Source organism: Pseudomonas sp. P4_B4 (genome assembly GCF_056402255.1).
Map to the genome: position 1 here is coordinate 1 of NZ_JBFUHS010000054.1, position 26,889 is coordinate 26,889.

Here is a 26,889-nt window from a genome sequence, read left to right on the forward strand (position 1 = left end):
GCCACGCGGTGGCGCGGACATCAAGGTCGAAGGGGATTTGACGATCAAGAAGGACTATTACCCTTGGGTCGATGAGGAGTTTTTAGGTCCGTATAAAAAAACGGTTAACTTAACTAGTGAAGGTCATATTTATCTTAAGTATCAGGCCCTGCAAGCCCGGCAGGTGTATTTCGAGCCCGTCTTGCATCCTGACTTTGTAGTTTATTCGGCCGGGCCAAAGGTAAAGAAAGAAGGCAACCACACTGTCATCACTTATCCCGATGGCAGTGTCGAACCAGATGGCCGCTGGGGACCGAATTTCCGCAAATTGCAAGCGATTCGCCTGGCAGCGGAGAGCAAACAGTGAGCTTCATTTTTCCTGCCCTGCACACCCCCTTCGAACTGGCACGCAACCGGGTGTTCCTCGATTTGCAAAGTCGTCTCGGCGACACCTTGCGGGTGACGCAACAGGCCGATGGCGGTGCCGAAGCGTTGCAACGCTTCGACGCCGTGGCCGACCCGGAAGCCTGCTACGAAAGAGCCCACTGTTGAGCCCGTCCAACGCCGTCAAGGATCCGACCATGATCAAGAAAATGACCATCGCCATACTCAATCTGTGCGTCAGCCTCAGTGGTTGCGCCAAGGATCAGAGCTTGGCGCCACCGCCAGGCAGCGCTACGTAATGCGTTACAACAACGTCAGGCTCCATAGCTACGACGGCTATCGTTCACCGGTAGCTATGGAGAAACTGGCTGCATGAAAACCGTAACTGGTGTCCAAAATTAGTTGACCAGTTCAGCTTGCCAGCGAAGGCGTCGCGTCAGTCAACTTAAACGTTGAATGACACACCGTCATCGCGAGCAAGCTCGCTCCCACAGGGGTACGCGTTTCTACATCACTCTCACATGCTTCTCACGGTATTATTGGCTGACCACAATCTTCCCGATCATCTGTGGATGCAGCGCACAAAAATACTCAAACTCCCCCGGAGTGTTGAACACCCAGGAATAACTGTCTCCGGTATCCAGCGCCCCGGAGCGAAACAGCTTGTGGGTTTCCGCCACCGTGTGCGGGATCTCGTCATCGTTTACCCACGTGACTTTGGTGCCCAAGGCCACGGTCAGATCCTTGGGCCCGAACATGAATTCCTTGATATCGATTTTTACCTCATTAGCCCATACAGGCATCGACAACATCAGGCAGACAGCGGCCAATAATCGCGTTTTCATCCCAGTCCCCTCCGTCAAACCAGTGTCGAATCGATCAGCGCCAGTGGATGATCACCCTGGGTCGCTCGCACTTCGGTGACCCCCAAATAATTGCGCAGTTGATCAGCCGCCACGGTCATCGGCCCCGGCGTCGGCGCCGCGCCCGGTGCGGGTTGTGGATAAGCCGTGCCGCGCGCGGTGTGGAAGGTGATATTGCCTTCGACTTTCTGGATGACCTGATGGATGTGCCCGTTCAACACCGTTACCGAACCGTACTTGCGCAGCATGGCAATCGCCTGATCGCCATCTTCGGTACCCCAGCCCCACGGCTGATAAACCGTCCACAACGGAATATGGGTAAACACCACGATGGGCGTGCTGCTGCTCACGGCTCGCAAGTCATCGGCCAGCCACGCCAGTTGATCGGCACCAAGGGTTGCTTCATGGCCGGCCTGGAAGTTGAAGACATTCACCAGCGCAATGAAATGCACACCGTGGTCATCGAAGCTGTACCAGCCATTGCCTTTGGTGCCCTTGCCGTAACGTTCCAGATAGAGCTTGCCGCCGCCTTCGTCGAGGGTGTCGTGCTCGCCCGGCACGTAGTGCACGGGGGACGGCAAGCCTTTGAGCAACTGGTCAGCGGTGTCGAACTCCTCGGCTTTGGACAGGTGGGTAATATCGCCGGTATGCAGGATCAACGACGGCCGTTTCGGCAGGGCAACGACCTTGTCGATAGCCACCTGCAAGGTCTTCAACGGTTCAGGATTGGCCTCCTTGTTGAAACCGATGTGCGAGTCGCTGATCTGCACAAACTGGAACGTGCTGGCGAGTGCCTTGGGGTCGGTGACGTTACCCGCCTGATCCAGAGCGAAGGCCCGGGGAATACCGCCACTCAAGGCCCAGATCACGCCAGCCCCGGCCCATGCAGAGCACTTGAGCAGCGTTCGACGGTCAGGGTTCAACGGGCCGTCGGTACGTCGTTGGTGTTTTGAATGAATGTCCATCGGTAATCCCTCGCTGGAGAACTACAGTGATGTAGCTGACACGAGGTAAAAACCTGGCGGGACAGGTCTTTATTCCCTGTCGAAAATATATTTTTTCCTCGGGAATAAAACGCAACGCTTCACAGTTATAGGGATGGGACAGTGCGGAAACCACTATGACGCGATTTGAGGAACTGTTTGCGCCCCACCTGGACGCCGCCTACAACCTCGCGCGCTGGCTCACCGGCAACGAGAGCGCCGCGCGCGATGTCGTGCAGGAAAGCGCCCTGCGGGCGTTCAGATTTTCGCAGCGCTTCGCCGACGGCAACGCCAAGGCCTGGTTCCTGACCATCGTGCGCAACGAAAGCTACACCTGGCTCAAGGCTTCGGCCGGACGCCATTGGGTCGCCATCGGCGATGAACTCGCCGAAGACGACAAGGCGCTCAGCCACAGCCAGACCCCGGAACTGCTGGCCATCCACAGCGAAAATGCGGCGCTGATCCAGCAAGCCCTGTGCGCCCTGCCGCCGGCGTTTCGCGAGGTGATCGTGCTCAAGGAACTCGAAGACATGCCCTACAAGGACATCGCCCTGGTGGTCGACATCCCCATCGGTACCGTCATGTCGAGGCTGGCCAGGGCTCGCGCCATGCTCACGCTCGAACTACTGAAGTTGTACGATCATGAATGAACTCGACTGCACGGTTTGCCAGACGCTGATACATGGCTATCTGGACAAGGAACTCGATTCGGCGACGGCTGCGAATGTGTCCGGGCATCTGGCCGAGTGCGTCGCGTGCGCGCGATTGCATGATCAGACGAAGCTGCTGATGGCCGGTGTGAAGCAACGAGCGCCGTATTACGCAGCGCCGGCGTCATTGACTTCCCGGGTGTTCGCCCCTGAACCCCCATCGGTTGGCGTCGTCGAGCGTTGGCGCAAATGGTTCGCACCAGTTTTTTCAGCGACGGCGCTGGCCTTGGCGGTGGTGCTGTATGTGGCGACGCCGGGCAGCGAACAGCCATTGATGGACGAGGCGGTCTCCAGCCATGTGCGTTCGCTGATGGGCGAGCATTTGAACGATGTGGTGTCGTCCGACCGCCATACCGTGAAGCCCTGGTTCACCGGCAAACTCGACTTCTCGCCGCCGGTCTTCGATTACTCGGCACAGGGGTTTCCGCTGCTGGGAGGGCGGCTGGACTATCTGCAACATCAGACCACGGCGGCCCTGAGTTACGGGCGGGCCATGCACATCATCAATGTTTTTATCTTGCCCACGCCTGAGACGGACAAGCCACGGCAAAGCCTGACGATCCGAGGTTTCAACGTGGTGTCCTGGCAAGAAAACCACATGCGCTTTGTGCTGGTGTCCGACCTGGAGAAAAGTGAGCTGGAGGCGTTCAGCCAGTTACTCAAGCCATAGCATTTTTTCACCGAAGCAAGAGCAAAAAAACCTCAAGCATGCCGCTTGCGATACTCCCCCGGCGCAATGCCGAAGCGTGATTTGAACGCGGTGGAAAAGTAACTCGAATCGGAAAACCCCCACGAATACCCCAGCACCGACAACTTCTGCTCCTTGCCTGACCGGCGCAGGGATTCGGCGCACAGGTCCAGGCGACGGTTCTTGATGTAGCGCGCCACCACCAATCCCTTCTTGGCAAACATCCGGTACAGGCCCCGGGTGGACATGCCGACTTCCCGCGCCAGCCATTCCGGGCACAGGTCTTCGGAGCGAATGTTGTCGTCGATGCAGGTGAGCGTCTTGCGGAAGCTCCGCTCGTGGGAGTCGCTGCTGTCGTCGGTCTGGCTGATAGCCGGACGCAGCAGGCTGACAATCGCCTCCAGGGTCGCTTCGCTTTCCTGGCGGGTCAGGTGCTGCTGGCGGGTGGCATCGAGGATCAGCCGGTGCGAGAGCATCGCAATGGGCGAGGTCGCGGCAATCCGGTGGCCGCACTTGACCTGATTGAAGCGCAGGGTTTGCTCGACCAGTTGATACGGCAGGATCAGCGACAACTGCCGGGAGTTTTCGCCGTAGGTGAAGTCGCTGGGGCGCGCGGCATCGATCAGCGTGATGTCGCCGGGGGACAGCAAGACCTTGTCGTCGCCCTGGGCCATGCCCGCCGTACCGTCGAGCTGGAACACCGCAAAATACTTGCCGCCCTCGCCCGCCGCGACTTCCTGGGGCGTACGGTACAAACGAGCCTGGCACGCGTCGACGAAACTGAGTTTGAGCGCATCGCTCTGGTACTCGCGGATGCGCCCGGCAAATTCGCTGCCCAGGGGTTGTGCGTTGAAGGCGCCACAGATCTGGTTGATCTGATGGATCCACTGGTCGAACCCATCGTGGCGCTGTGCTGTTGTAGGAATCATGTCAGGCCTCACGCAGGCTTATTTTTATTGTCTACGTCAATCCACACGACATCGGATGCTTCGAGTCTCCTGAACCGCACCACTCCCTGAACAATGACGTGCTATTTCAGTCCGCCAAAACGCCGATAGAAGCTTTCACCCACATCCGGCAACGGGCCGTCGGCCGTTTCCAGTGCGGCGTTCAGCCATTCCTCGGCCTTGGCGTAGATCAAACGGTAAATGTTGCGGCACAACTGGCGGGCGGCGCGGCCTTCCCAATCGCCGGGCAGCAACTCGTCGGGCAGTTGCGGGTCGCGCAGCAGCAGCTTGCGGTACTCGTGAATCAACAACACCCGCGCCAGGAAGCAGTCGGCCGGTTGCAGGTTTTCCTGCTCGCGCAGGGCTTGCCATAGCGGTCGGAACAACTGGATGAACTCGCTGTAGTGCGCCGCCAGCTCCTCGATGTTCCAGCTCTCGCGCACTTGCAGGCGCAGCGCCTTGGAGGCCAGTACGTCCTGGGCGGTGGTTTCGAAGACGATGGTGTCTTCCTGGACGCCGAGGTCGAGCAGGGTCGCGTTGACGTCGGAACGGTCGCTGCGCGGACAGGCCAGCACCACCGGCGAAATCGCGCCGAAGCCTTGCCACTCCAGCTCCTCGCGCACCTGTTTGCGTTTGTCCTGGGTCAGTTGCGAGAGCATCACCAGGCACCAGGAGCCATCCCAGGCCGGCATCGTGGTGCTGTAGACCCGCTTGAAGGCCTTGTCGAAACGGCGGCGACCGGTGCCAGTCAGGCTGTAATAGCTACGACGACCGACCTTCTCGGCGGTCAGCCAGCCTTCCTTGGTCAGGCGAAAAATCGAGGTGCGGATCAGCCGCTCGTTGATGCCGATGGGTTCGAGCAACTGAATCAGGCTGCCCAGCCAGACGGTGCCGCCATGGGGTTCGATGGCATCCCCGTACAACGTGATGATCAAGGAACTGGCGCGGATCGGCGTCTGCTCCTGGAAGCGGGTAATCAGATGGTTCAAGGGAGTCAGGGACGACATGGGCGTTCCGTGCGAAAAAAGAAAAGGAATATACCGAAAGCCAACTGGTTAAGCCCAATCCCTTGTAGGAGCGAGCCTGCTCGCGATGGTGTGTCAGTCGAAACCAAGGTAGCTGACACACCTTCGCCAGCAGGCTGGCTCCTACAGGGGCAAGCGTTCACAAACCGCTGCCTTTGGGTCGTAGACCGCTGTCACTGATCCGCGGGCGATCCGGCTCCGGTTCGCTCAGCGGTTCGCAGACCTGCATCTGCGTCAGGCAACGCTGGGCCAGTTGCTGATACTCCCGGGTGCCGGCCTGTTTCCACGCCACTTCCTGATCGCTGAGGCTGCGCTTGACGCTGGCCGGTGCGCCCATGACCAGCGACTGCTCCGGGCATTCGAAACCGGCCTTGACGAACGCCGCCGCCGAAACGAATGAACGCGGGCCGATCCGGGCGTTGTCCATCACCACCGCATTCATGCCCACCAGCGCATCGGCGCCGATCCGGCAACCGTGCAGCACCGCGCCGTGGCCGATGTGGCCGTTGCGCTCGACCACGGTGTCGCTGTCGGGGAAACCATGCATCACGCAGGTGTCCTGCAGGTTGGCGCCCTCCTCCAGCACGATCCGCCCGAAATCCCCGCGCAGGCTGGCCAGCGGACCGATATAGCAATGGGGGCCGATGATCACGTCACCGATCAATACGGCAGACGGGTGCACATAAGCGCTCGGGTCAACCACCGGAGTCAGGCCATCAAGGCTGTAGCAGGTCATGGAAGCTTCCTTCACAAAGCGATGCAATTAATGACTCATTTTGTATCACATCACTTTTAACAGCACAAAGACTAAAAACCGTATCACTTGAAATGCACCTTTCCGACGAATGCCAGCACGCCTCAAAAATCGCCATAAAACCCAATGTTTTCTGGGCAAAACCTGCTATCACCCCCCCTTCACAAGAAAACCAAAAAATCCAAACCAACACCAATAAGACACATTAAATCTATTTTCGTATTGCATTTACGTATCACGTTATAGCTATACTTGGGCAAAACCGGCCCCTGCGGCCGATCCAATAACGAGCCGGCACCACGCCGAGCGTGCACCGTGAGAGCATCCGCCATGCCTCTGACCCTTGCCGTCGAATTGATCGAGCCTGGCGTCCGCCTTATTACCCTGCAGCGCCCGCAAGCCCTGAACGCCTTGACCACCGAGTTACTGGGCGAACTGGCCGCTGAACTGAACATCGCGCAAGCCGACCCCGACACCCGCGCCGTGGTCCTCACCGGCAGCCGCAAGGCCTTCGCCGCCGGCGCCGACATCAAGGAAATGGCCGAACGCAACCTGGTCGGCATCCTCGACGACCCGCGCCAGGCCTCGTGGCAAACCATCACCCGCTTCAGCAAACCGCTGATCGCCGCGGTCAACGGCTTCGCCCTCGGTGGTGGCTGCGAACTGGCGATGCACGCCGACATCATCATTGCCGGCGAAGACGCCCGCTTCGGCCAGCCGGAAATCAACCTCGGGATCATGCCCGGGGCCGGTGGCACCCAACGCCTGCTACGCGCCATCGGCAAATCCATGGCCATGCAAATGGTGCTGACCGGTGAGCCGATCGACGCCCGTCAGGCCCAGCGCGCCGGCCTGGTCAGTGAAGTCACCCAACCGGAATTCACCGTCGAGCGCGCCCTGCACATCGCCCGCAGCATTGCGGCCAAGGCACCGCTGGCGGTGCGCCTGGCCAAGGAAGCGCTGCTCAAGGCCATGGACACCGACCTGGCCAGCGGCCTGCGCTTCGAGCGTCACGCCTTCACCGTGCTGGCCGGCACCCGCGACCGCGATGAGGGCATTGCAGCCTTCCAGGAAAAGCGCAGCCCGACGTTCACCGGGCAATAAAGCGGCCACTGACATCCGAATTCGAACGACTGCCAAGAGAACGCCAAGACCATGAACTTCGAACACATCCTGTTTTCCATCGACGCCGGCGTCGCCCTGCTCAGCCTCAATCGGCCGGACCAGCTCAACAGCTTCAACACCCAGATGCATGGCGAAGTGAAAGAAGCACTCAAGCTAGTGCGGCAGAACCCGGACGTGCGCGTTTTACTGCTGACCGGTGAAGGCCGCGGCTTCTGCGCAGGGCAAGACCTGAGCGACCGCAATGTCGCGCCGGGCAGCGCCGTGCCGGACCTGGGCGAGTCCATCGAGAAGTTCTACAACCCGCTGATCCGCCAATTACGCGACCTGCCGCTGCCGGTGATCTGCGCGGTCAATGGCGTCGCCGCTGGCGCTGGCGCCAACATTCCGCTGGCCTGCGATCTGGTACTGGCGGCGCGTTCGGCCAGTTTCATCCAGGCGTTCTGCAAGATCGGCCTGATCCCCGATTCCGGCGGCACCTGGACCCTGCCGCGTCTTGTTGGCATGGCTCGGGCCAAGGCTTTGGCACTGCTGGGCAACCGCCTGAGCGCCGAGCAGGCCGAGCAATGGGGCTTGATCTACCAGTGTGTGGACGACGCCGGTTTGCGCGACGAAGCGCTGAAACTGGCCCGCCACCTGGCGTCCCAGCCGACCTACGGCCTGGCGCTGATCAAGCGCAGCCTCAACGCCAGCCTGAGCAACAGCTTCGACGAACAGCTTGAGCTGGAAAAAGACCTGCAGCGCCTGGCCGGGCGCAGCGAGGACTACCGCGAAGGCGTCGGCGCCTTCATGGAAAAACGCACCCCAAGTTTCAAGGGGCGCTGAGTCATGACAGCACTGAACACCAACGCACGCATCGCCGTGATCGGCGCCGGGGCCATGGGTGCCGGTATCGCCCAGGTCGCGGCCCAGGCCGGCCATCCGGTATTGCTGCTGGACAATCGTCCCGGCGCTGCTGCTCAAGCGATTGAAGGCATTGATCGGCAACTGGGCAAGCGAGTCGAGAGCGGCAAGCTGTCCGCCGAATCGCGCAGCGCGACGATTGCCCGCCTGCAAGCGGTGGAAGCCATCGAAGTCCTGGCCGACTGCGACCTGATCATCGAAGCCATCGTCGAGAACCTCGAGGTCAAGCGCGCGCTGTTCCGCCAGCTCGAAGGCATCTGCGGCGAGCATTGCATCCTCGCCAGCAACACCTCGTCGCTGTCGATCACCAGCATCGCCGCGCAGCTTGAACATCCACAACGCCTGCTCGGCCTGCACTTCTTCAACCCGGCGCCGGTGATGGCGCTGGTGGAAGTAGTCTCCGGTCTGGCCAGCGATCCGGCACTCGCCGAGTGCCTGTACGACACCGCCAAGGCCTGGGGCAAAAACCCGGTGCACACCCGCTCCACACCGGGTTTTATCGTCAACCGCGTGGCCCGGCCGTTCTATGCCGAAAGCCTGCGGATGCTTCAGGAAGGCGCTGCCGACTGCCCGACCCTGGATGCGCTGATGCGTGAGGCCGGTGGTTTTGCCATGGGCGCGTTCGAACTGACCGACCTGATCGGCCACGACGTCAACTATGCCGTGACCTGCTCGGTGTTCGACGCCTATTACCAGGACACGCGCTTCCTGCCGTCGCTGATCCAGAAAGAACTGGTGGACGGCGGGCGTCTGGGACGCAAGAGCGGCCAGGGTTTCTACAGCTACGCCCAAGGTGCAGAGCGCCCGCTCGCGGCTGAAATCAGCAGCGATGCGAAAGTCGAGGTTTGTGCTGTGGAAGGCGATCTCGGTATCGCTAAAGGCTTGCTCGCACGCTTGCATGAACAAGGCGTCGAGATCGTCCAGCGCGATGGACAAGGTCTACTTCGCGTCGGTGACGCCGTGCTGGCCTTGAGCGACGGGCGCATGGCCTGCCAGCGAGCACGTGAAGACGGATTGCGTAACCTGATCCTGCTGGACCTTGCGTTCGATTACAGCAAAGCCCAACGCATCGCCATCAGCCACTCGAACGGCATTGATCCGCAGGCACTCGAACAAGGCGTTGCCCTGCTGCAACGGGCCGGCCTCAAGGTCAGTCTGCTCAGCGACAGCCCGGCCCTCGCCGTCCTGCGCACCGTGGCGATGCTCGCCAACGAGGCCGCCGACGCCCTGCTGCAAGGCGTGGCCTCGGCCGCCGACATCGACCTGGCTATGCGCGCCGGGGTCAATTATCCGCAAGGGCCGCTGGCCTGGGCCGATGCCATTGGCCTGTCGCACATTCTTGAAACGCTGGAAAACCTGCAAGCCAGTTATGGCGAAGAACGCTACCGGCCGTCGCTGCTGCTGCGCCGTCGCGTCGCCGAAGGGAGAACATTCCATGACTAACCATGAATCCATGACCCTGGCCAGTGAATGCGCGCAATCGCTGTTCCAGCGCGACGCCGCCAGCCAGGGCATGGGCATGCGCCTGCTCTCGGCCGGGCCCGGTTGCTCGCGAGTGGGCATGACCGTGCGCGCCGACATGGTCCAGGGCCACGGCACCTGCCACGGCGGCTACCTGTTCGCGCTGGCTGATTCGGCGTTCGCCTTTGCCTGCAACAGCTACAACGAAGCCACCGTGGCCATCGGTTGCAGCATCGACTACATCGCCCCGGCACGCCTGGGTGACACGCTGAACGCCGACTGCATCGAGCAGAGCCGTTCCGGTCGCACCGGCAACTATGACGTGCGCATCGAAAACCAGCAGGGCCAGTTGATCGCCCTGTTCCACGGCAAATCCTACAAAGTGCGCGGCCCGGTGCTGACGCAGGAGACCCCCAATGAATGACGCCTTGATCATCGACGCAGTCCGGACCCCGATTGGCCGTTACGCCGGCGTCCTGAGCAGCGTGCGCGCCGACGACCTCGGTGCGGTGCCCCTGCGCGAACTGCTGCGCCGTCACCCGCAAGTGGACTGGAACACGGTCGATGATGTGATCTACGGCTGCGCCAACCAGGCCGGCGAAGACAACCGCAACGTCGCGCGCATGTCGGCGTTGCTGGCCGGGTTGCCGGTCAGCGTGCCGGGCACCACCCTCAATCGCCTGTGCGGCTCCGGACTCGATGCCATCGGCACCGCCGCCCGGGCCATTCGCAGCGGCGAAACCGGGCTGATGCTGGTCGGTGGCGTCGAATCCATGTCCCGCGCACCGCTGGTGATGGGCAAGGCCGAGCAAGCGTTTTCCCGTGCAGCGGAGATCTTCGATACCACCATCGGCTGGCGTTTCGTCAATCCGCTGATGAAAAAGGCCTACGGCATCGACTCCATGCCGGAAACGGCAGAGAACGTCGCCGAACAGTTCAACATCTCCCGGGCCGACCAGGACGCCTTCGCCCTGCGCAGCCAGCAACGCGCCGCAGCCGCCCAAGCCAACGGACGTCTGGCCAAGGAAATCGTTGCTGTGGAAATTCCCCAGCGCAAATGCCCGGCCAAAGTGGTCGAGCACGACGAACACCCGCGCGGCGACACCACCCTTGAACAGCTGGCCAAACTCGGCACGCCGTTCCGCGAAGGCGGCAGCGTCACCGCCGGCAACGCCTCCGGGGTCAACGATGGGGCCTGCGCCTTGCTGCTGGCCAGCCCGGAAGTCGCCAAGCGCCACGGCCTGATCGCCCGTGGCCGGGTCGTGGCCATGGCCACCGCCGGCGTTGAACCACGGATCATGGGCATCGGCCCGGTGCCCGCCACCCGCAAGGTGCTGGAGGTGGCCAACCTGAGCCTCGCCGACATGGACGTGATCGAGCTCAACGAAGCCTTCGCCGCACAGGGTCTGGCGGTGCTGCGTGAACTGGGCCTGAGCGACACCGACCCACGGGTCAACCCCAACGGCGGCGCCATCGCCCTGGGCCATCCACTGGGCATGAGCGGCGCACGCTTGGTCACCACCGCCCTGCACGAGCTGGAAGAACGTAACGGCCGCTACGCCCTGTGCACCATGTGCATCGGTGTCGGCCAAGGGATCGCGCTGATCATCGAGCGTCTATCCCACTAAAGAATCGCGATTCCCAAGGAGCCGAGAGGTATCCTTGGGGCATGCACTCAAAGCCCTTGTGCAAAAGGGCTGGAACACAAAAACAATTCGAGTGAACACATGAACATGCCAATAGCCAAATCCGTTCTGGATCCTGTGCTGGACCCGCTGGAAACCGCCAGCATCGACGAGCTGCGCCAGCATCAGCTGGAGCGCCTGCGCTGGAGCCTGAACCACGCCTACAACAACGTGCCGCTGTACCGTCAGCGTTTCGATGCGCTGGGCGTGCACCCGGACGACATCAAGTCCCTGGACGACCTGGCGAAATTCCCTTTCACCACCAAGTCCGACCTGCGGGACAACTACCCCTACGGCATGTTTGCCGTGCCGATGCACGACATCGTGCGCCTGCACGCGTCCAGCGGCACCACCGGCAAACCGACCGTGGTCGGCTACACCCAGAACGACATCGACACCTGGGCCAACGTGGTGGCGCGCTCGATCCGCGCCGGCGGTGGCCGCCGTGGCGACAAAGTGCACATTTCCTATGGCTACGGCCTGTTCACCGGCGGCCTCGGCGCGCACTACGGCGCCGAACGCCTGGGCTGCACGGTGATCCCGATGTCCGGTGGCCAGACTGAAAAACAAGTGCAACTGATCAAGGATTTCCAGCCGGACATCATCATGGTCACGCCGTCCTACATGCTCAACATCGCCGACGAAATCGAGCGCCAGGGCATCGACCCGCACAAACTGGCCCTGCGCCTGGGCATCTTCGGCGCCGAACCGTGGACCGCCGAACTGCGCAGCGCCATCGAGCAACGCCTGGGCATCACCGCCCTGGACATCTACGGTCTCTCGGAAATCATGGGCCCGGGCGTGGCCATGGAATGCGCGGAAACCAAGGACGGCCCGACTATCTGGGAAGACCACTTCTACCCGGAAATCATCGACCCGGTCACCGGCGAAGTGCTGCCGGACGGGCAGATGGGCGAACTGGTGTTCACCTCCCTGAGCAAAGAAGCCCTGCCGATGATCCGCTACCGCACCCGCGACCTGACGCGTCTGCTGCCGGGCACCGCACGGCCGATGCGGCGCATCGACAAGATCACCGGGCGCAGCGATGACATGCTGATCATCCGCGGGGTCAACGTATTTCCGACGCAGATCGAGGAGCAGGTTCTAAAAGTTAAACAACTTGCCGAGTGTTATGAGATTCATCTGTATCGCAATGGCAACCTGGACAGCGTTGATGTGCATGTCGAGCTCAAGGCTGAGCACCAGCATCTGACCGATGAACAGCAGAAGGCTGTTTGCGGGGAGTTGAGCAAGCACATCAAGACGTATATCGGGATCAGTTCGCGGATCGTTTTGCAGCCGTTTCATTCGATCAAGCGGTCGGAGGGCAAGGCTTGCCACGTGTTGGATAAACGTCCTAAAGCATGACTGCTGCACCCTTTATGGCCCCGCTTTTTGCGGGGTTTTTTTTGGCTTCGGGTTCTGTGTGTTTATCCATTTCTCGGGTTATGGCGACTTATGGTTCCGCTCTTACAGCGGGTTACTTGGAAAAGCCCCAAGTAACCAAGGGCTCTTGCCCCTTACGTTCGGTGCCTCGCCAAGGCTCGGCATGCCCTCGCTCCGGTCCTGCTCCGTGGGCCCGCCGCCATCGGCCATCCATGGCCGGCGGCGGCTAACCCGGCATCCATGCCGGGTTGCCCACTACGCAGAACCTCCACTCGGCCTCTCGAGGGGGCAAGAAGATCAAGAGCTAAAGCCAAAGCAAAAGCAAAAGCAAAAGCAAAAGCGAGGCGGCCTAACGGCCGGCCTGATCGCGGGGTTCGTTCGTCCGGGATGCACCTGGTCGGCTGTCAGGACGCCTTCGCGGGCAAGCCCGCTCCCACAGGAGGGCGGGGATGTACATAGATTTTGCGCCTGACACTGGTCAACTGTGGGAGCGGGCTTGCTCGCGAAAGCGGAGTGTCAGCCAACAGAGATGTTGAATGATCAACCGCATTCGCGAGCAAGTCGGATCGCCGCACCGCCGCTCCCACAGAAGAGCAAAAGCAGGCCGGCGTACACCTTCGCTCCTCACCACTCATCAGGCCGAGCGTTAGCTCGCCTGCAGCTCTTGATCTTGATCCACCCGCCCCCTCGGAAGGCTGAGCGGAGGCGTTCATCCGGGGGTGGGCGCGCAGCGCCGTTCGGCGCAGCCGAACACATCGAGAGGAGGTCGAGCGAAGCCGACCGGAGGCGATGCCCCCGGATGAATGCCGGAGCGAAGGAACTCCGAGCCTTGGCGAGGGGCCGTACGTTCGGGGCGAGCGTTTTTTTGCTTACTTTTTTTAGGCGCTTGTAAAAAAAGTAAGTCGCCGTAAGGGCGAAACCATAAGTGGCCGTTACCAAAAAAACGGATATGTACACCGCCCCAAAAAGCGACCACCCATCCAAAGCGATACAAAAACAAATACGACACGTCATTTTGTGTTTGATATTAAATTCTGTATCGCTTATAAAGTTCCCCATGCCCCAGAACAGATTCAAGGCGGGAACTCAAAAATGTACGCACAGCTAGTAGAAACAGGCGTAAAGCGCATCAAAGACCTCTCGGAGATGTCCGAACAGGAACGCGCATTCCAGGAAAAAATCGATTCAGAAATCAAGATCGAAGCCAAGAACTGGATGCCAGATGCCTACCGCCAGACCCTGATCCGGCAGATCTCCCAACACGCCCACTCCGAAATCGTCGGCATGCTGCCCGAAGGCAACTGGGTCACCCGCGCGCCGTCGCTCAAACGCAAACTGCAACTGATGGCCAAGATCCAGGACGAAGCCGGCCACGGCCTGTACCTGTACAGCGCCATGGAAACCCTCGGTGCCGACCGCGATGAAGAAATCGCCAAGCTGCACAGCGGCAAGGCCAAGTACTCGAGCATCTTCAATTACCCGACGCTGAACTGGGCCGACATGGGCGCGGTGGGCTGGCTGGTCGATGGTGCGGCGATCGTCAACCAGGTGGTGCTGCAGCGCACCTCCTACGGCCCGTATTCCCGGGCGATGATCCGCATCTGCAAGGAAGAGAGCTTCCACCAGCGCCAGGGCTACGAAATCCTCCTGACCATGATGCGCCACGGCAATCAGGCGCAAAAAGACATGGTCCAGGACGCGATCAACCGCCTGTGGTGGCCGTCGCTGATGATGTTTGGCCCGAGCGACGAACACTCGCCGAACAGCGCCCAGTCCATGGCCTGGAAAATCAAGCGCCAGAGCAACGACGAACTGCGCCAGCGCTTCATAGACCAGACCATCCCGCAGCTTGAGCTGTTGGGCTGCACCTGCCCCGATCCGGACCTGAAGTGGAACGCCGAACGCGGTCACTACGACTTCGGCGACATCCAGTGGAACGAATTCTACGAAGTCCTCAAGGGCAACGGCCCGTGCAACCAGGAACGCGTCGCCACCCGCCGCAAGGCGATTGAAGACGGTGCCTGGGTCCGTGAAGCCGCCGTCGCCCACGCCCGCAAAAAACAAAACAAGAACGCCGCCTGATCCGGCCACCTGATGTGGAGTAACTGAAATGTCCGAGTGGACCCTCTTCGAAGTCTTCGTGCGCAGCAAGCACGGCCTCAACCACAAGCACGTCGGCAGCGTGCATGCCGCCGATACCACCATGGCCATCGAGAACGCGCGCGAGCTTTACACCCGTCGCAGCGAAGGCGTGAGCCTGTGGGTGGTGCCTTCGGCATTGATCACTGCTTCGTCGCCGGATGAAAAAGACCCGCTGTTCGATCCGTCGGACGACAAGGTTTACCGCCACGCCAGCTTCTACGAGCTGCCGGCCGAAGTCGGGCACATGTGAGGTCGACCATGGACAACAAGACTGATCTGATCGAATACCTGCTGCGCCTCGGCGACAGCGCCCTGATCCAGGGCCAGCGCCTGTGCCAGTGGTGCGGCAAGGCCCCGGCGCTGGAAGAAGAGCTGGCGCTGATGAACGTCGGCCTCGATCTGGTGGGCCAGGCACGCAACTGGCTGGAGTACGCCGCCGAACTGCTGGACGACGGCCGCGATGCCGATCACCTGGCGTTCCGTCGCGACGAGCGCGCCTATCGCAACCTGCTGCTGGTGGAACAACCCAACGGCGACTTCGCGGTGACCATGCTCAAGCAGTTCCTGTATGACGCCTGGCACTTGCCGGTGCTGCAGGGCCTGAGCCAGTCCAGCGACGAACGCATCGCCGGGATCGCCGCCAAGGCGGTGAAGGAAGTGACCTATCACCTGCGCCGCTCCGGCGAATGGATCGAGCGTATGGGTGACGGCACCGAGGAAAGCCACAAGCGCATGCTCGCGGCAATCCCCGAAGTCTGGCGCTTCACCGTGGAACTGATCGCCGCCGATGACAGCGAGCAGCGCCTGTGCGAAGCCGGCATCACCCCGGACATCGCCAGCGTCGCCGTTCAATGGCGGGCCAAGGTCGAGCAGATTTTCACCAGCGCCACCCTGCCCGTTCCCGCGGCGCCGAGCTACTTCTACCTGAATGCACGCAAGGGCCTGCACACCGAACACCTGGGCATCCTGCTGGCCGAAATGCAGTTCCTGCCACGAGCGTACCCCGATGCAACCTGGTGAGCTGATCGCCAGCGACCTCGGCGCCCGGCCGGCTCAACCGACCGACCTGGCTGCCGCCTGGGCGATTCTGGCAGAGGTCATGGACCCGGAAGTGCCGGTGGTCAGCGTGGTTGACCTGGGCATCGTCCGCGATCTGGACTGGCAGGCTGGTCACCTTCACGTGGTGGTCACGCCGACCTACTCCGGCTGCCCGGCCACCGAAGTGATCGAGAGCGATATCCGCGAGGCCCTGGAACTCGCCGGATTCAAGGCGCCGCAACTTGAGCGCAAATTGACCCCGGCCTGGACCACCGACTGGATCAGCGACAGCGGCCGCGAACGCCTGCGCGCCTATGGCATCGCGCCGCCGGAGGGCAGCACCAGCAAGCGCAGCCTGCTCGGTGAAAGCCCGCAGGTTGTGTGCCCGCAATGCGGCAGCGCCCACACCGAGGTCCTCAGCCAGTTCGGCTCCACCGCCTGCAAGGCGCTGTACCGCTGCGTCGATTGCCGGGAACCGTTCGACTATTTCAAGTGCATCTGAGCGGCGAATCGGCCGTCCCAGCTGGAGAACAACAATGAGCAAATTTCACAGCCTGACCATCAAGGACGTGCGCGCCGAGACCCGTGACGCGGTGTCCATCGCCTTCGAGATTCCGCAGCACTTGCAGGACAGCTTCCATTTCACCCAGGGCCAGCACCTGGTGATGCGCACCCAGCTGGACGGCGAAGAAGTACGCCGCTCCTATTCGATCTGCACTGGGGTCAACGACGGTGAGCTACGCATCGCCGTCAAGCGTGTCACCGGCGGACGCTTCTCGGCGTTTGCCAACGAACAGCTGAAAGCCGGGCACACACTGGAAGTGATGCCGCCGGCCGGGCACTTCTGCGTCGAGCTCGACCCGGCACGCCATGGCAATTACCTGGCTGTGGCGGCGGGTAGCGGCATCACGCCGATCCTGTCGATCATCAAGACCACCCTGCAAACCGAGCCCCACAGCCGCGTCACCCTGCTGTACGGCAACCGCTCCAGCTCCGGCGCATTGTTTCGCGAGCAGCTGGAAGACCTGAAAAACCGCTACCTGCAACGCCTGAACCTGATCTTCGTGTTCAGCCGCGAGCAGCAGGATGTCGACCTGTACAACGGCCGGATCAACGCTGAGAAATGCGAGCAACTGTTCAGCCGCTGGCTCGACGTCAAGGCCCTCGACGCCGCCTTCATCTGCGGCCCGCAGGAAATGACCGAGACCGTGCGCGACAGCCTCAAGGCCAAGGGCATGCAACCTGAGCGCATCCATTTCGAACTGTTCGCCGCTGCCGGCAGCGAGCAGAAGCGCGCCGCCCGCGAAGCCGCCCGTCAGGTGGATGCGGCGGTCAGCCAGATCACCGTGATCAGCGACGGCCGCGCCCTGGCGTTCGACCTGCCGCGCAACAGCCAGAGCATCCTCGAAGCGGGTAACGAGCAAGGTGCGGAACTGCCCTACTCGTGCAAGGCCGGGGTGTGCTCGACCTGCAAGTGCAAGGTCATCGAAGGCGAAGTGGAAATGGACAGCAACCACGCCCTGGAAGACTACGAAGTGGCCGCCGGCTATGTGCTGTCGTGCCAGGCCTTCCCGATCAGCGACAAGGTGGTGCTGGATTTCGATCAACTCTGATGTATCGGGCAATGCGCCCCCCTGTGGGAGCGGGTTTGCTCCGGGCGGCGTTCCGACGAAGACGGAGTATCAGGCGCCATCCATGTTGAATGTGATGGCCTCTTCGCGAGCAAGCCCGCTCCCACATTGATCCGGTTCCAACCCGAAACTGTTTCACCCAAAACAAAAACAACAAAGGAGCGCGCGTCATGACACCCCAGGAAGTAGAACTTATTCGCCAGCACCCGGATTTCATCCAGCTGGTTCGCCGTAAACAGAAGCTGTACTGGTCACTGAGCCTGGCCATGCTGGTGATTTACTACGGCTTCGTGCTGCTGGTGGCTTTCTCCCCTTCTACCCTCGGCCAATCCCTGAGCGGCGGCGTGACCACCGTGGGCATGCTGGTGGGTGTCGTCATCGTCGGGCTGGCCTTTGCGCTGACCGGGTTCTATGTCTATCGCGCCAACAACGTGATCGACCCGCTGAATGAAAAACTCAAGCAGGAGTGCGCCCGATGAGCCGCCTTCTTGCGCTGTTCCTGCTGCCGCTGGCGGCTGTCACTGATTTTGCGATGGCCGCTGACGGCGCAGCCCGCCCACTGAACTGGAATGCCATCGGCATGTTCCTGGTGTTCGTGCTGTTCACCCTAGGCGTGACTCGCTGGGCGGCACTTCGCACCCGCTCAACCAGCGACTTTTATACCGCTGGCGGCGGCATGACCGGCTTCCAGAACGGTCTGGCGATTGCTGGCGACATGATCTCGGCAGCCTCGTTCCTCGGCATTTCCGCGATGATGTTCCTCAATGGCTACGACGGCTTGCTCTACGCCCTGGGCGTGTTGGCCGGCTGGCCGATCATCCTGTTCCTGATTGCCGAACGCCTGCGTAACCTCGGCAAGTACACCTTTGCCGACGTGGTTTCCTATCGCCTGGAACAGACCCCGGTGCGCCTGACCTCGGCCTTCGGCACCCTGACCGTGGCCCTGATGTACCTGGTGGCGCAGATGGTCGGCGCCGGCAAGCTGATCGAGTTGCTGTTCGGCATCGACTACCTCTATGCGGTGATGCTGGTCGGCGTGTTGATGGTGTTCTACGTGACCTTCGGCGGCATGCTCGCCACCACCTGGGTGCAGATCATCAAGGCGGTGATGCTGTTGTTCGGCACCAGCTTCATGGCGTTCATGGTGCTCAAGCACTTCGGCTTCAGCACTGAGGCGATGTTTGCCGGTGCCACCGCCGTGCATGCCAAGGGCAACGCGATCATGGCCCCCGGCGGCTTGCTGTCCAACCCGATCGACGCGATTTCTTTGGGGCTGGGCATGATGTTCGGCACCGCCGGCCTGCCGCACATCCTGATGCGTTTCTTCACCGTCAGCGATGCCAGGGAAGCGCGTAAAAGCGTGTTCTACGCCACCGGTTTCATCGGCTACTTCTACTTGCTGCTGATCATCGTCGGCTTCGGCGCCATCGTCATGGTCGGCACCGATCCGGCGTTCCGTGACGCCAGCGGCGCGATCATCGGCGGCGGCAACATGGTCGCCGTGCACCTGGCCCACGCGGTAGGCGGCAATCTGTTCCTCGGCTTCATCTCGGCGGTCGCCTTCGCCACCATCCTGGCGGTGGTTGCCGGGCTGGCGCTGTCCGGCGCCTCGGCGGTGTCCCACGACCTGTATGCCTGCGTGATGCGCAAGGGTCAGGCCAGCGAGCAGCAAGAGATGCGCGTGTCGCGAATCGCCACCCTGTGCATTGGTGTGCTGGCGATCATCCTCGGCCTGCTGTTCGAATCGCAGAACATCGCCTTCCTCTCGGGCCTGGTGCTGGCCATCGCCGCGTCGGTGAATTTCCCGGTGCTGTTCCTCTCGATGTACTGGAAAGGCCTGACCACCCGCGGCGCTGTCCTCGGCAGTCTGTCCGGACTGGTCTCGGCGATTGTCTTGCTGGTGCTGAGCCCGGCGGTGTGGGTCAACGTGATGCATCACGACAAGGCACTGTTCCCGTACTCCAACCCGGCGCTGTTTTCCATGAGCCTGGCGTTCTTTAGTGCATGGCTGTTTTCCGTCACCGACACCTCGCCCCGTGCAGCCCTTGAGCGTGGCCGTTATCTGGCGCAGTTCATCCGCTCGATGACCGGCATCGGTGCCACCGGCGCCAGCAAACACTAAACGACGACCGAACAGTTGGCAGGGAATAAAAATAATGACACCCGCACGTAGCACGTCTTACCCATCACTGTTTTCGCTGGCCGCCGCATTGAGCCTGCCCATGATCGCCCCCAGCGCCATGGCCGACTTCATCGGCGACAGCAAGGCCCGTATTGATATGCGCAACCACTACATCAATCGCGATTTCCGTCAGGACAACGCGCCGCAATCCAAGGCCGAAGAATGGGCCCAGGGATTCACTGCGCGCATCGAGTCCGGGTTCACCGACGGCACCTTCGGTTTCGGTCTCGACGCACTGGGCGAGCTAGGGCTCAAGCTCGACTCCAGTCCCGACCGCCGTGGCACCGGCCTGCTGCCGTTCGGCCCGCAGAGTCATGAGCCCGACGACGAGTACAGCGAACTGGGCCTGACCGGCAAACTGCGGGTATCCAAAAGCGTGTTGAAACTCGGCACGTTGCAACCCTTGTTGCCAGTGGTCACTTACAACGACACGCGCCTGCTGGGATCGACCTTTGAAGGTGGCTTGCTGACCAGTCAGGAGATCGACGGCCTGACGGTGAATGCCGGACGCCTGACCAAGGCCAACCTGCGGGACTCCTCCAGCAACGATGACATCGGCTTCGGCGCCGCCACCAGCGATAGCTTCGACTTCGGTGGTGGCAGCTACGCGTTCAGTCCGCAACTGAACCTGAGCTACTACTACGGCAAGCTCGACCAGATCTACCGCCAGCAATTCGCCGGACTGGTGCATACGCAACCACTGGGCAACGGTTTCAACCTGCGCAGCGACCTGCGTTATTTCGATAGCCGGGGCGACGGCGCCGAACGGGCCGGGCGCATCGACAACCGCAACTTCAACGGCATGCTCACGGTGTCCCACGGTGCCCACAAGGTCAGTGCCGCCTACCAGCAATTGTCCGGCGACAGCGCCTTTCCGTTCCTCAACGGCGGCGATCCGTACGTGGTCAACCTGGTGACCTTCAACACCTTTACCCGCGCCGACGAGGATTCCTGGCAGCTGCGTTACGACTATGACTTCGCGGCGCAAGGCATTCCCGGCCTGACCTTCATGACTCGCTACACCGACGGCAGCCATGTCAAGGCCGGCAGCGTCGACAACGGCAGCGAATGGGAGCGCGACACCGATATCAGCTACGTCATCCAGAGCGGTGTGTTGAAGAACGTCAGCCTGCGCTGGCGCAACGTGACCTTCCGTTCCGGCAATGGCTTGACTACCGCCGTCGATGAGAACCGGCTGATCGTCGGTTACACCTTGGCGCTTTGGTAATTCCGAAAGGGCGCGGTCGCGACCGCGCCACAACCCTTCATAACCAGGAGCAATCGTGATGTCCTCTTCACCTACACTGCATGCCCCTACCCTGCAGAGTTTCATCGCCGGTCGCTGGATCGGCCAACAGGGCGCGCAAGTGCTGCGCAGTGCCATCGACGGCCATGAAATCGCCCGCACCCACGAGGAGCGCCCGGACTTCGCCGAGGCCATCGAACACGGCCGTCGCCAGGGCATCAGCGGTTTGATGGCGCTGGACTTCCAGCAGCGCGCCCAGCGTCTCAAGGCGTTGGCCCTGTACCTGAGCGAGCGCAAGGAACAGCTCTACGCGATTTCCCATCACAGCGGCGCAACCCGTGCCGACAGCTGGATCGACATCGAAGGCGGCAACAGCACGCTGTTCACCTACGCCAGCCTCGGCTCCCGCGAACTGCCGTCGGGCAACATCGTCCACGAAGGCCCGGCGATGCAGCTGAGCAAAATGGGCACCTTCGCCGGTACGCACATTCTGGTGCCCCGTGGCGGCCTGGCGGTGCACATCAACGCGTTCAACTTCCCGATCTGGGGCATGCTGGAAAAGTTCGCCCCGAGCTTCCTCGCCGGCATGCCGTGCATCGTCAAGCCGGCTAGCGCCACCAGCTACCTGACCGAAGCCGTGGTGCGCCTGATGGACGAATCCGGACTGTTGCCAGCGGGCAGCCTGCAACTGATCATCGGTAGCACCGGCGACCTGCTCGACCGCCTGCAAGGCCAGGACGTGGTGACCTTCACCGGTTCCGCCGACACCGCCGCCAAGCTGCGGGTCAACCCGAACCTGATCCGCAATTCGGTGCCGTTCAACGCCGAAGCCGACTCGCTGAACTGCGCCATTCTCGCCCCGGACGTGACCCCGGACGACGAAGAATTCGAGCTGTTCATCAAGGAAGTCGCCCGGGAAATGACCACCAAGGCCGGGCAGAAATGCACCGCCATCCGCCGCGCCATCGTCCCGGCCAAACACATCGATGCAGTCGCCACGCGCCTGCGTGATCGCCTGGCCAAAGTGGTGGTCGGCGACCCGTCGGTGGAAGGCGTGCGCATGGGTGCACTGGCTTCCCACGATCAGCAGAAAGACGTGGCCGAGCGCCTGGAAGCGCTGTTGCAGAGCAGCGACATGCTGTTCGGTGCCCGCGACGGTTTCGAACCCCGTGGTGTAAATGTCGACAAAGGCGCGTTCTTCGCCCCGACCCTGCTGCAGGCCCGCGACCCGCATGCCGAGGGCGGCGCCCACGACATCGAAGCGTTCGGCCCGGTCAGCACCCTGATGGCCTACGACGATCTCGACGAAGCACTGGCCCTGGCCGCGCGCGGCAAAGGCAGCCTGGTGGCCAGTCTGGTGACCAAGGATCCGCAAATCGCCGCCAAGGCCATTCCGGTCGCAGCGGCCTGGCACGGCCGCTTGCTGGTACTGGATCGCCATTGCGCCGGCGAATCCACCGGCCACGGCTCGCCGCTGCCACAACTCAAGCACGGCGGCCCGGGGCGTGCCGGCGGTGGTGAAGAGCTCGGCGGCCTGCGCGCGGTGAAACACTACCTGCAACGCGCGGCGGTGCAAGGTTCGCCGACCATGCTGGCGGCGGTCACCGGCGAGTATGTGCGCGGCGCCAAAGTCATCGAGACCGACGTGCATCCGTTCCGTCGCCACTTCCAGGACCTGCAGATCGGCGAATCGCTGCTGACTCACCGCCGCACCGTCACCGAAGCGGACCTGGTGAACTTCGGCTGCCTGTCGGGCGACCACTTCTACATGCACTTCGACGAGATCGCGGCCAAGGAATCGCAGTTCGGCAAGCGCATCGCCCACGGTTACTTCGTGCTGTCGGCGGCGGCCGGCCTGTTCGTCTCGCCGGCACCCGGCCCGGTACTGGCCAACTATGGCCTGGACACCTTGCGCTTCATCAACCCGGTGGGCATCGGCGACACCATCCAGGCCCGCCTGACCTGCAAACGCAAAATCGACCAGGGCAAGAAGAGCCCGCAAGGCATCCCGCAAGGGGTGGTGGCGTGGGATGTGGAAGTGACCAACCAGTTGGGTGAGTTGGTGGCGAGCTATGACATTTTGACTTTGGTGGTCAAGCGCGAGGACTGATCACAAACCTGTGGTCAACCTTTAGCTACTGTGGGAGCGGGCTTGCTCGCGAAAGCGGACTGACATCACCTCTCAATGCCTGCGCAACCACTCGATAAACAGCGCAAACAACTCCGACTGCGAACCCACCTCCAGTTTCAGGTACAGGTTCTTGCGGTGCATGCGCACAGTTTCCGGCGAGATGTTCATCTGGCTGGCCGTGGATTTCACCGAATGCCCGCGCAGGATCATGTGTGCCACTTCCCGCTCGCGCTCGGTGAGCAAGTCGCTGCCAAAATGCTCGAACGCCGACTGCACCCGGTGCTTGAGATCATCGCGCAGGCCCTGGTCTTTTTCGCACTGGATCTCGTGACTGCGCAGCATCCCGCGCCGACTGAATTCGCTGATGAATTCGTGCACCAGCGGTTCGACCGCACGCAGCAGGTTCAACTGTTCGACGCTGAGGCATTCACCACCGAAACCTTGATAAAGACTGACGGAAATCTTCGTGTCATTGCCGGTATCGACGATGTAGTAGCTGTCTTCCGAGCAGCCCGCCTTCAGGTAATAGGACTTGTAGTAGTCACTGTCGAAGAAGTTGTCCGGGGCAATTTCCTCCAGGTGATAGAAGCCTTGCGCCAACCCCTGCTCCACCGCCAGGCAGAACGGGTCGAGCAAATAACCGCCGGCAAAATAGCGTTCCAGGATCGAGACCTGATACTCCTGGGCGATCCCGCGCTGATGCAGCAGCTGGGGCGCGCGGTCCTTACGCTCCAGGCTGATCATCATCGACTCGACGGACACCAGCTGCGCCAACGCCGACGCCAGATGTTGCAGGGCGTCAGGCTCATCGATATGGGCGAATGCCTCGCGCATTCCCCCATGCCATTTGTGCAATGCCCCGAAGGGCACCGCGATCAGCGTATCGTCGTGTGGTTTGCTCATGCCCCGCAGTCTAGCGGCTGGACACGCCCTTGGTAACAGCCTGACTGACGAAATCATTGGCCCGCGTACTGTCCGCTCGCTTCAAGCTCGGCGGCCACTTCCAGAATGCATTCGCGCAGGGTCTCGACGATTTCATCGACCTGGGCAAACGTCAGGATCAACGGTGGCGACATCACATTGAGATGCATGATCGGCCGCACCAGCAAGCCCCGGGCCTGGGCCCGCACGTGGATTTTCTCGCCGATGTTGATCTCGTCGGGGAACAGCGCCTTGGTGCGTTTATCGGCGACGAACTCCACGCAGGCCATGAGTTTCTGGCAGCGCACATCGCCCACCAGCGGCAAGTCGCGCAGGGTTGCCAGGCGCTCCTCCAGATAAGCGCCCACCGTGTCGACATGGGTCAGCAGGTTCTCCCGCTCGATGATTTCGATGTTCTTCAGCGCCGCCGTGCAGCACACCGGATGGCCGCTGTAGGTGAAACCGTGGGTGAAGCAGCGGCCCTTGCCCGGTTCGGCGATGACTTTCCAGATGCGCTCGGAAAAGATGCACGCGCCCAGCGGCAGGTAAGCCGAGGTCAGACCTTTGGCGGTGGTGATGATGTCGGGCTGCACGTCGAACACATCATAGGAGGCAAAGAACTTGCCCAGTCTCCCGAACGAGGTCACCACTTCGTCGGCGACGAACAGGATGTCGTAGCGCTGGCAGACGTCCCACATGCGCTTGAGATAACCCCGGGGCGGAATGATCACCCCGCCCGAGCCCATGATCGGCTCGGCGAAGAACCCGGCGACCTTGTCCGCGCCAATCGAGAGGATCTTGTCTTCGAATTCCTTGACCAGGAACTCGAGGAACTGCGCTTCATCCATGCCGTCCGGGGCGCGGTACGGGTTGGGGTTGGAGACGTGGTGGATCAGCGGGTTGGCGTAATCGAACTCCGGCACACGGTCGGCGGCCTTGTTGCCGATCGACATGGTCAGGGTGGTGGAGCCGTGATAGGCGTTGAACCGCGCAATGACGTGCTTCTTCTCGGGTTTGCCACGGCAGTTCTGGTAGTACTGGATCAGCCGATACGCGGTGTCCACGGCGGTGGAGCCGCCGGTGGTGAGGAACACATGGTCGAGGTCACCGGGAGCGAGGCTGGCGAGTTTTTCGCACAATTGGATGGCGACGTTGTTCGACATGTCGGAAAACGGATTGGAATAGGCCAGTTGCCGCACCTGATCGGCGATGGCCTCGGCCATTTCCTCGCGGCCCAAACCAATGTTGGTGCACCACATGCCGCCCACCGCATCGAGAAAGCGGTTGCCCTGGGTGTCGTAGATGTAGGCGCCTACGCCTGCGACGATGTTCAGCGAGCCTTGTTCGGCGTGTTCGTCGAACACGTGATAGCCGTGCATATGGTGAGCCTTGTCGGCCTTGACCAGCCGGGACTCGTCCGCTGGGGAAAAAACGCTGCGTGTTGGCGTCGCCATAAATAAACCTCTAACCGAATTGACTAACGTTCGAACCCATCAGATGCCGCTTTTCACGGTGCTCCAGACCCGGGTAATCGCCCGCATGTCCTTGGCGTCCTGGGTCTTCTGCGGGAACAGGCGCTCGCGGGTCTGCGGATCGGGGTAAATCGCCGGGTTGTTGCGCACATCGGCGTTCAACAACGGCGTGGCCGCCGCGTTACTGTTGGCGTAGTTGATGAAATCACTCACATCCGCCATCACCTGCGGCTGCATCAGGTATTCCAGGAATTTGTGAGCATTGGCGACGTGCGTCGCATCGGCCGGGATGTACATGTTGTCGAACCAGATCAGCGAGCCTTCCTTGGGGATGAAGTACGCCAGGTCGATCTTCTTCTTGGCTTCTGCGGCGCGGGCCATGGCGGTGGCGTAGTCGCCGGACCAGGTCATGGCCATGCACACGTCGCCGTTGGGCAGGCTGGTCAGGTAATTGACCGAATCGAACTTGCGGATGTACGGCCGCACCGACAGCAGCAAATCCTGTGCGGCTTTCAGATCTTCCGGTGCGGCGCTGCGCGGATCACGCCCCAGGTACTTCAGGGCCATGGGAATGACTTCAGTCGGGGCATCGAGCAGGGTCACGCCGCAGTCGGCGAAGCGCGAGACGATCTTGGGGTCGAAGATCATCGCCAGCGAGCCGATCGGCGCGTCCGGCATGCGCTCCTTGATCTTGTCGACGTTGTAGGTCACGCCGTTGCTGCCCCAGGTATAGGGCGCAGAGTACTGGGTGCCAGGGTCATAGCCTTGCAGGTCTTCGAGGATCTGCGGATCCAGGTTGGTCCACCCCGGCAACTGCTTTTTATCCAGCGGCTGGAACACCTTGGCCTTGATCAGCGGTGGCGCGAGGGAGGCATTCAACACGATCAGGTCATAACCGGAATGGCCGGTGAGCAGCTTGGCCTGTACCGTTTCATAAGAATCGAATGTGTCGTAGACCACCTTGATACCGGTGGCCTTTTCGAAATCGGCGATGGTTTTTTCACCGATGTAATCCGCCCAGTTGTACAGCCGCAGCGTATTGCTGTCGTCCACTTGAGCGGCGTAGGCATGAAAGGTCAGCGGTACAACAAACAGACTGGAAATCACCTTAAGCAGCGTCTTGCCCATAGCAAATGCACCTTATAGCGAGTTCGGCTCTGGATGAGCGGATGCCCCCACTATTGGTCGATTCGCCGGGCGCGGCCATACCCCGAAAGGGTGTGTGTCGCTTTTTGG

General features: G+C 61.5%; 27 protein-coding genes and 1 pseudogene. 20 read left to right on the plus strand and 8 right to left on the minus strand.

Features of this window, described 5'->3' with window-relative positions:
- The 3 genes and pseudogenes from AC1DVE_RS29805 to AC1DVE_RS29815 form a co-directional block, all read left to right on the plus strand.
- Positions 1 to 346: pseudogene (locus tag AC1DVE_RS29805) on the plus strand (hypothetical protein); the annotation flags it as partial.
- Entirely contained in the window at positions 343 to 531 is a 189-nt protein-coding gene (locus AC1DVE_RS29810) for a hypothetical protein (protein ID WP_223460124.1), read from the plus strand. The pseudogene AC1DVE_RS29805 and the gene AC1DVE_RS29810, both read left to right, overlap by 4 nt.
- Positions 528 to 662, plus strand: a complete 135-nt coding sequence (locus tag AC1DVE_RS29815; protein WP_263287589.1) for a hypothetical protein — start codon at positions 528 to 530, stop codon at positions 660 to 662. Before AC1DVE_RS29810 ends, AC1DVE_RS29815 begins: the two co-directional genes overlap by 4 nt.
- A 237-nt stretch (positions 663 to 899) precedes the next feature.
- Here AC1DVE_RS29815 and AC1DVE_RS29820 read toward each other — a convergent pair whose 3' ends face one another.
- Positions 900 to 1,208 (minus strand): cupredoxin domain-containing protein, encoded by a 309-nt coding sequence (locus tag AC1DVE_RS29820; RefSeq protein ID WP_223533858.1) that lies wholly within the window; start codon positions 1,206 to 1,208, stop codon positions 900 to 902.
- A 14-nt stretch (positions 1,209 to 1,222) separates the two neighbouring features.
- Complete coding sequence (locus AC1DVE_RS29825; protein ID WP_223533857.1) at positions 1,223 to 2,191, minus strand: metallophosphoesterase family protein; 969 nt, start codon at positions 2,189 to 2,191, stop codon at positions 1,223 to 1,225.
- A gap of 155 nt (positions 2,192 to 2,346) precedes the next feature.
- Between AC1DVE_RS29825 and AC1DVE_RS29830 the strand changes: the two genes are divergently transcribed.
- The gene (locus AC1DVE_RS29830) at positions 2,347 to 2,859 is read left to right on the plus strand and encodes a sigma-70 family RNA polymerase sigma factor (RefSeq protein ID WP_223460119.1); all 513 of its coding nucleotides are present in this window, start codon (positions 2,347 to 2,349) and stop codon (positions 2,857 to 2,859) included.
- Positions 2,852 to 3,589, plus strand: a complete 738-nt coding sequence (locus tag AC1DVE_RS29835) for an anti-sigma factor family protein (RefSeq protein ID WP_223533856.1) — start codon at positions 2,852 to 2,854, stop codon at positions 3,587 to 3,589. Before AC1DVE_RS29830 ends, AC1DVE_RS29835 begins: the two co-directional genes overlap by 8 nt.
- A 32-nt stretch (positions 3,590 to 3,621) precedes the next feature.
- Here the strand turns inward: AC1DVE_RS29835 and feaR are convergent, their stop codons facing one another.
- From feaR to paaY, 3 genes are all read right to left on the minus strand, one after another.
- A complete protein-coding gene (gene feaR / locus AC1DVE_RS29840) occupies positions 3,622 to 4,536 on the minus strand; it encodes a transcriptional regulator FeaR (RefSeq protein WP_223460116.1) in 915 nt (304 codons plus the stop codon).
- A gap of 101 nt (positions 4,537 to 4,637) precedes the next feature.
- The gene (gene paaX / locus AC1DVE_RS29845) at positions 4,638 to 5,561 is read right to left on the minus strand and encodes a phenylacetic acid degradation operon negative regulatory protein PaaX (RefSeq protein WP_008003007.1); all 924 of its coding nucleotides are present in this window, start codon (positions 5,559 to 5,561) and stop codon (positions 4,638 to 4,640) included.
- 157 nt (positions 5,562 to 5,718) lie between these two features.
- Complete coding sequence (paaY, locus tag AC1DVE_RS29850; protein ID WP_223460112.1) at positions 5,719 to 6,315, minus strand: phenylacetic acid degradation protein PaaY; 597 nt, start codon at positions 6,313 to 6,315, stop codon at positions 5,719 to 5,721.
- Positions 6,316 to 6,663: 348 nt separating this feature from the next.
- Here paaY and paaF point away from each other — a divergent pair, with 348 nt between their 5' ends.
- The 15 genes from paaF to paaZ all read left to right on the plus strand — a co-directional run bounded on the left by paaF (position 6,664) and on the right by paaZ (position 23,239).
- Positions 6,664 to 7,437, plus strand: a complete 774-nt coding sequence (gene paaF / locus AC1DVE_RS29855; RefSeq protein WP_223533855.1) for a 2,3-dehydroadipyl-CoA hydratase PaaF — start codon at positions 6,664 to 6,666, stop codon at positions 7,435 to 7,437.
- A 51-nt stretch (positions 7,438 to 7,488) separates the two neighbouring features.
- Positions 7,489 to 8,280, plus strand: coding sequence for a 2-(1,2-epoxy-1,2-dihydrophenyl)acetyl-CoA isomerase PaaG (gene paaG / locus AC1DVE_RS29860; protein ID WP_223533854.1), 792 nt, complete (start codon positions 7,489 to 7,491; stop codon positions 8,278 to 8,280).
- Between the two features lie 3 nt (positions 8,281 to 8,283).
- Entirely contained in the window at positions 8,284 to 9,801 is a 1,518-nt protein-coding gene (gene paaH, locus AC1DVE_RS29865; RefSeq protein WP_477784398.1) for a 3-hydroxyacyl-CoA dehydrogenase PaaH, read from the plus strand.
- Complete coding sequence (gene paaI / locus AC1DVE_RS29870) at positions 9,794 to 10,243, plus strand: hydroxyphenylacetyl-CoA thioesterase PaaI (RefSeq protein ID WP_046042837.1); 450 nt, start codon at positions 9,794 to 9,796, stop codon at positions 10,241 to 10,243. Before paaH ends, paaI begins: the two co-directional genes overlap by 8 nt.
- The gene (pcaF, locus tag AC1DVE_RS29875) at positions 10,236 to 11,447 is read left to right on the plus strand and encodes a 3-oxoadipyl-CoA thiolase (RefSeq protein WP_477784399.1); all 1,212 of its coding nucleotides are present in this window, start codon (positions 10,236 to 10,238) and stop codon (positions 11,445 to 11,447) included. The genes paaI and pcaF overlap by 8 nt, the downstream gene beginning before the upstream one ends.
- A gap of 99 nt (positions 11,448 to 11,546) precedes the next feature.
- Entirely contained in the window at positions 11,547 to 12,872 is a 1,326-nt protein-coding gene (gene paaK / locus AC1DVE_RS29880) for a phenylacetate--CoA ligase PaaK (RefSeq protein WP_223460102.1), read from the plus strand.
- Positions 12,873 to 13,982: 1,110 nt separating this feature from the next.
- Entirely contained in the window at positions 13,983 to 14,972 is a 990-nt protein-coding gene (gene paaA / locus AC1DVE_RS29885; protein WP_223460100.1) for a 1,2-phenylacetyl-CoA epoxidase subunit PaaA, read from the plus strand.
- A 28-nt stretch (positions 14,973 to 15,000) separates the two neighbouring features.
- Entirely contained in the window at positions 15,001 to 15,282 is a 282-nt protein-coding gene (gene paaB / locus AC1DVE_RS29890) for a 1,2-phenylacetyl-CoA epoxidase subunit PaaB (RefSeq protein WP_007943393.1), read from the plus strand.
- A gap of 8 nt (positions 15,283 to 15,290) precedes the next feature.
- Positions 15,291 to 16,052 carry a 1,2-phenylacetyl-CoA epoxidase subunit PaaC gene (paaC, locus tag AC1DVE_RS29895; RefSeq protein WP_223460098.1) on the plus strand — a complete coding sequence of 254 codons (762 nt, stop codon included), beginning with the start codon at positions 15,291 to 15,293 and terminating at the stop codon, positions 16,050 to 16,052.
- The gene (gene paaD, locus AC1DVE_RS29900; RefSeq protein WP_223460096.1) at positions 16,039 to 16,572 is read left to right on the plus strand and encodes a 1,2-phenylacetyl-CoA epoxidase subunit PaaD; all 534 of its coding nucleotides are present in this window, start codon (positions 16,039 to 16,041) and stop codon (positions 16,570 to 16,572) included. Before paaC ends, paaD begins: the two co-directional genes overlap by 14 nt.
- Positions 16,573 to 16,606: 34 nt before the next feature.
- On the plus strand, positions 16,607 to 17,683 hold the full coding sequence (gene paaE / locus AC1DVE_RS29905; protein WP_223460094.1) for a 1,2-phenylacetyl-CoA epoxidase subunit PaaE: 1,077 nt from the start codon (positions 16,607 to 16,609) through the stop codon (positions 17,681 to 17,683).
- Between the two features lie 188 nt (positions 17,684 to 17,871).
- The gene (locus AC1DVE_RS29910; protein ID WP_046042846.1) at positions 17,872 to 18,180 is read left to right on the plus strand and encodes a DUF485 domain-containing protein; all 309 of its coding nucleotides are present in this window, start codon (positions 17,872 to 17,874) and stop codon (positions 18,178 to 18,180) included.
- A complete protein-coding gene (locus tag AC1DVE_RS29915; protein WP_223460092.1) occupies positions 18,177 to 19,823 on the plus strand; it encodes a cation acetate symporter in 1,647 nt (548 codons plus the stop codon). The genes AC1DVE_RS29910 and AC1DVE_RS29915 overlap by 4 nt, the downstream gene beginning before the upstream one ends.
- 34 nt (positions 19,824 to 19,857) lie before the next feature.
- Positions 19,858 to 21,111 carry an OprD family porin gene (locus AC1DVE_RS29920; RefSeq protein ID WP_223460090.1) on the plus strand — a complete coding sequence of 418 codons (1,254 nt, stop codon included), beginning with the start codon at positions 19,858 to 19,860 and terminating at the stop codon, positions 21,109 to 21,111.
- Positions 21,112 to 21,169: 58 nt separating this feature from the next.
- Positions 21,170 to 23,239 carry a phenylacetic acid degradation bifunctional protein PaaZ gene (paaZ, locus tag AC1DVE_RS29925; protein ID WP_223460088.1) on the plus strand — a complete coding sequence of 690 codons (2,070 nt, stop codon included), beginning with the start codon at positions 21,170 to 21,172 and terminating at the stop codon, positions 23,237 to 23,239.
- A gap of 72 nt (positions 23,240 to 23,311) precedes the next feature.
- On the opposite strand, the gene AC1DVE_RS29930 is transcribed toward paaZ, so the two are convergent.
- Genes AC1DVE_RS29930 through AC1DVE_RS29940 form a run of 3 tightly spaced genes read right to left on the minus strand, consistent with a single transcriptional unit; the run spans position 23,312 to position 26,781 of the window.
- Positions 23,312 to 24,220 (minus strand): helix-turn-helix domain-containing protein, encoded by a 909-nt coding sequence (locus AC1DVE_RS29930; RefSeq protein WP_223533903.1) that lies wholly within the window; start codon positions 24,218 to 24,220, stop codon positions 23,312 to 23,314.
- The gene (locus AC1DVE_RS29935; protein ID WP_223461833.1) at positions 24,217 to 25,635 is read right to left on the minus strand and encodes an aminotransferase; all 1,419 of its coding nucleotides are present in this window, start codon (positions 25,633 to 25,635) and stop codon (positions 24,217 to 24,219) included. Before AC1DVE_RS29935 ends, AC1DVE_RS29930 begins: the two co-directional genes overlap by 4 nt.
- 39 nt (positions 25,636 to 25,674) lie before the next feature.
- A complete protein-coding gene (locus tag AC1DVE_RS29940) occupies positions 25,675 to 26,781 on the minus strand; it encodes a polyamine ABC transporter substrate-binding protein (protein WP_046042852.1) in 1,107 nt (368 codons plus the stop codon).
- Positions 26,782 to 26,889 lie beyond the last annotated feature (108 nt).

What these genes read in the sequence shown, in the direction of transcription:
- paaI (WP_046042837.1), top strand. Translation starts at nt 9,794, where the DNA reads ATGACTAACCATGAATCCATGACCCTGGCCAGTGAATGCGCGCAATCG.
- paaC (WP_223460098.1), top strand. Translation starts at nt 15,291, where the DNA reads ATGGACAACAAGACTGATCTGATCGAATACCTGCTGCGCCTCGGCGAC.
- paaZ (WP_223460088.1), top strand. Translation starts at nt 21,170, where the DNA reads ATGTCCTCTTCACCTACACTGCATGCCCCTACCCTGCAGAGTTTCATC.
- paaB (WP_007943393.1), top strand. Translation starts at nt 15,001, where the DNA reads ATGTCCGAGTGGACCCTCTTCGAAGTCTTCGTGCGCAGCAAGCACGGC.
- paaH (WP_477784398.1), top strand. Translation starts at nt 8,284, where the DNA reads ATGACAGCACTGAACACCAACGCACGCATCGCCGTGATCGGCGCCGGG.
- feaR (WP_223460116.1), bottom strand. Translation starts at nt 4,536, where the DNA reads ATGATTCCTACAACAGCACAGCGCCACGATGGGTTCGACCAGTGGATC.
- AC1DVE_RS29830 (WP_223460119.1), top strand. Translation starts at nt 2,347, where the DNA reads ATGACGCGATTTGAGGAACTGTTTGCGCCCCACCTGGACGCCGCCTAC.
- paaE (WP_223460094.1), top strand. Translation starts at nt 16,607, where the DNA reads ATGAGCAAATTTCACAGCCTGACCATCAAGGACGTGCGCGCCGAGACC.
- AC1DVE_RS29825 (WP_223533857.1), bottom strand. Translation starts at nt 2,191, where the DNA reads ATGGACATTCATTCAAAACACCAACGACGTACCGACGGCCCGTTGAAC.
- paaA (WP_223460100.1), top strand. Translation starts at nt 13,983, where the DNA reads ATGTACGCACAGCTAGTAGAAACAGGCGTAAAGCGCATCAAAGACCTC.
- AC1DVE_RS29930 (WP_223533903.1), bottom strand. Translation starts at nt 24,220, where the DNA reads ATGATTTCGTCAGTCAGGCTGTTACCAAGGGCGTGTCCAGCCGCTAGA.
- paaK (WP_223460102.1), top strand. Translation starts at nt 11,547, where the DNA reads ATGAACATGCCAATAGCCAAATCCGTTCTGGATCCTGTGCTGGACCCG.
- paaD (WP_223460096.1), top strand. Translation starts at nt 16,039, where the DNA reads ATGCAACCTGGTGAGCTGATCGCCAGCGACCTCGGCGCCCGGCCGGCT.
- paaG (WP_223533854.1), top strand. Translation starts at nt 7,489, where the DNA reads ATGAACTTCGAACACATCCTGTTTTCCATCGACGCCGGCGTCGCCCTG.
- AC1DVE_RS29940 (WP_046042852.1), bottom strand. Translation starts at nt 26,781, where the DNA reads ATGGGCAAGACGCTGCTTAAGGTGATTTCCAGTCTGTTTGTTGTACCG.
- pcaF (WP_477784399.1), top strand. Translation starts at nt 10,236, where the DNA reads ATGAATGACGCCTTGATCATCGACGCAGTCCGGACCCCGATTGGCCGT.
- paaY (WP_223460112.1), bottom strand. Translation starts at nt 6,315, where the DNA reads ATGACCTGCTACAGCCTTGATGGCCTGACTCCGGTGGTTGACCCGAGC.
- paaF (WP_223533855.1), top strand. Translation starts at nt 6,664, where the DNA reads ATGCCTCTGACCCTTGCCGTCGAATTGATCGAGCCTGGCGTCCGCCTT.
- AC1DVE_RS29920 (WP_223460090.1), top strand. Translation starts at nt 19,858, where the DNA reads ATGACACCCGCACGTAGCACGTCTTACCCATCACTGTTTTCGCTGGCC.
- paaX (WP_008003007.1), bottom strand. Translation starts at nt 5,561, where the DNA reads ATGTCGTCCCTGACTCCCTTGAACCATCTGATTACCCGCTTCCAGGAG.
- AC1DVE_RS29915 (WP_223460092.1), top strand. Translation starts at nt 18,177, where the DNA reads ATGAGCCGCCTTCTTGCGCTGTTCCTGCTGCCGCTGGCGGCTGTCACT.
- AC1DVE_RS29910 (WP_046042846.1), top strand. Translation starts at nt 17,872, where the DNA reads ATGACACCCCAGGAAGTAGAACTTATTCGCCAGCACCCGGATTTCATC.
- AC1DVE_RS29820 (WP_223533858.1), bottom strand. Translation starts at nt 1,208, where the DNA reads ATGAAAACGCGATTATTGGCCGCTGTCTGCCTGATGTTGTCGATGCCT.
- AC1DVE_RS29835 (WP_223533856.1), top strand. Translation starts at nt 2,852, where the DNA reads ATGAATGAACTCGACTGCACGGTTTGCCAGACGCTGATACATGGCTAT.
- AC1DVE_RS29935 (WP_223461833.1), bottom strand. Translation starts at nt 25,635, where the DNA reads ATGGCGACGCCAACACGCAGCGTTTTTTCCCCAGCGGACGAGTCCCGG.